Source organism: Actinomadura sp. NPDC048032 (assembly GCF_040653175.1).
Lineage (GTDB): Bacteria > Actinomycetota > Actinomycetes > Streptosporangiales > Streptosporangiaceae > Spirillospora > Spirillospora verrucosospora.
The window spans coordinates 1-2,337 of sequence record NZ_JBEZJP010000707.1 but is presented as its reverse complement, the minus strand read 5'-3'; the positions used below and the strand labels follow the sequence as shown (position 1 = coordinate 2,337).

Below are 2,337 nucleotides of genomic sequence, written 5' to 3'. Positions count from 1 at the left end.
GCGAAACCAGGTCTCTCATGTCGCTTGGAAACAGTCATCGAAATGGTGCCGGCGGGTCTCCGGTGAAACCGGACGCGCTGGTCGACGCGGGGCTCGGCGTGGTCTTCGCCCTGGGCATCGCCTTCACGGCGTTCATGCTCATCCGCAGCTGGGGCGGCGCCTACTGGCTTTACACCACGGCCGTCGCGGTGGTGATGGGCGGGCTGGCGCTGCTCCGGCGGAGGCGCGCCTGGCCCGCGGCCGCGGGCGTCGCCGTGGCGGCCGGTGCGGTGGGGGTCTCCATGGCCGCCGGCCTGCCGCAGGAGCCGTCGCCGGTGGCGGGCCTGGCCCTCGCCGTGCTCATCGGCTCCTCCCTCCGAGCGCTGCCGGTGCGGCCGGCCGCCGCCATCGCCGCGGGCGGCGCCGCGGTGATCGCGCTCGCATGGGTGTCGGGTCCCACGTCCTCCACGGCCTCGCTGGCCCTGGCCACGGTGATGGTGGCCGGCGCCCTCGTGGCCGGGCCGCTGCTCCGCGCGTTCGCCCCGGTCCGGTAGCGATGGGACGCGACGAGGGCGGGTCGGGCGCGGATCCGTCCGGGTGCGCCGCCGGGCGGGGCGTCGATAATCTGGCCCGCATGACCGATCCGGGCGCCTGGGGCCGGGGCGCCTCCGTGGCCGGGCTGGGCGTCGTGCTCCTCGCGGCGATCACCGCGCAGGCCGTCGCCATCGCGGGGAGCTGGGGTTCCTGGTACTGGGTCCCGGGCTGCGTCGCCGCGGCGGCGGTGTGCGTCCCGGCGCTGCTGGGGCTGCGCCGGCCGCTCCGGCCGGCGGTCGCGGCGTTCGGCCTCGCGGTGGCGGCCATCGGCGCCGTCCACGCGGCCGGTCCCGACCTCCCCGCCGAGCCCAGCCCGGCGATGGCCCTGGGCCTGGGGGTACTGACCTGCTCCGCGCTCCGGAACCTCCCGCCGGCGCCGGCCGCCGCCGTCACGGCCGCCGGACCGGCGGTGATCATCGCCGGTCAGCTCGCCGCCGGCCCGCCGCCCGCGGGCCTCGCGGCGGTGACGGCGCTGGACGGCCTGGTCTGGCTGGTCGCCGCCGGCGCCGGGCTGGCGCTGCGGCTCCTGGACGCGCGGGCGCGCGGGGCGGCCGAGCAGGTCCGCCGGGCCGAGCGGCTGGAGCTGGCCCGGGAGTTGCACGACGTCGTGGCCCACCACATCACGGGCATGGTGGTCCAGGCGCAGGGCGCCCAGGTGGTCGCCCGCCGGGACCCGGAGCAGGTGAGCGGGTACCTCGGCGAGATGGAGGCCGCGGGCACCGAGGCCCTGGCCGCGATGCGGCGGGTCGTCGGGCTGCTGCGCGACGCCGACGACGCGGCGCCGGCGTCCCCCGGGCCGGAGCGCCTCGGCGCGCTGGTGGAGCGGTTCCGCCGGCAGGGCCCGGAGGTGCGGCTGAGCATGCCGGACGGGAACGCGGACGCCGCGTGGCCGCCGGAGGTGACCACCACCGTGTACCGCGTCGCCCGGGAGGCGCTGACGAACGTGCTGCGGCACGCGCCCGGGGCCCGCTCCGTCACGGTCACCGTCGAGCAGGGCCCGGAGGGCGTCACCGTGGAGGTCGCCGACGACGCCCCGGCGGCCCCGGCCCGGCACCCCCATCGCGGCGGCTACGGGCTGATCGGCATGCGCGAGCGCGTCGAGTCGCTGGGCGGTTCGCTGGCCGCCGGACCGCGGCCCGGCGGCGGCTGGTCCGTCCGGGCGGCGCTGCCCGTCCCCGCGGGGCGGTCCCGGTGACCATCTCGGTCCTCCTCGCCGACGACCAGGCGATGGTCCGCCGCGGGCTGCGGCTCATCCTCGAGGACCAGCCCGACATCACCGTCGTCGGGGAGGCGGTCGACGGGGTCGAGGCGGTCGACCTGGCGCGGCGGCTCCGACCGGACGTGTGCCTGGTGGACATCCGGATGCCCCGGCTCGACGGCATCGCGGTGACCCGCGCGCTGGCCGGCCCGCAGGTACCCGACCCGATGCGGGTCGTCGTGGTCACCACCTTCGACCTGGACGAGTACGTGTACGGGGCGCTGCGCGGCGGTGCGTGCGGCTTCGTCCTCAAGGACGCGGGGCCCGCGCTGCTCGTCGAGGCGGTCCGCGCCGCCCGCAACGGCGAGGCGCTGGTCTCGCCCTCCGTCACCGTCAGGCTGCTGCGGCACCTGGCGGCCGCCTCGGCGCCGCCGCGCGCCGAGCGACCCCGCCCCTGCGCCGCCGAGGACCCCGCCTGACCTCCCGCGCCTCAGCCCGTCATGACGCCGGGGCAGTTCGTCGCGGACGCGATGTCCGACCGCACCGCCGAGGAGCACGACTTCGCC

At 78.3% G+C, this 2,337-nt stretch carries 2 protein-coding genes and 1 pseudogene; all 3 read left to right on the top strand.

What is annotated here, in order from left to right; translation table 11 throughout:
- The first annotated feature begins 62 nt into the window (after positions 1–62).
- Positions 63–533 (top strand): hypothetical protein, encoded by a 471-nt coding sequence (locus AB0C69_RS41325; protein ID WP_360362177.1) that lies wholly within the window; start codon positions 63–65, stop codon positions 531–533.
- Between the two features lie 80 nt (positions 534–613).
- Positions 614–1,768 (top strand): histidine kinase, encoded by a 1,155-nt coding sequence (locus tag AB0C69_RS41320; RefSeq protein WP_360362174.1) that lies wholly within the window; start codon positions 614–616, stop codon positions 1,766–1,768.
- Positions 1,765–2,190: pseudogene (locus AB0C69_RS41315) on the top strand (response regulator transcription factor); the annotation flags it as partial. The gene AB0C69_RS41320 and the pseudogene AB0C69_RS41315, both read left to right, overlap by 4 nt.
- Positions 2,191–2,337: the final 147 nt, after the last annotated feature.

Coding starts and splice junctions, on each gene's coding strand:
- AB0C69_RS41320 (WP_360362174.1), top strand. CDS start 614: ATGACCGATCCGGGCGCCTGGGGCCGGGGCGCCTCCGTGGCCGGGCTG.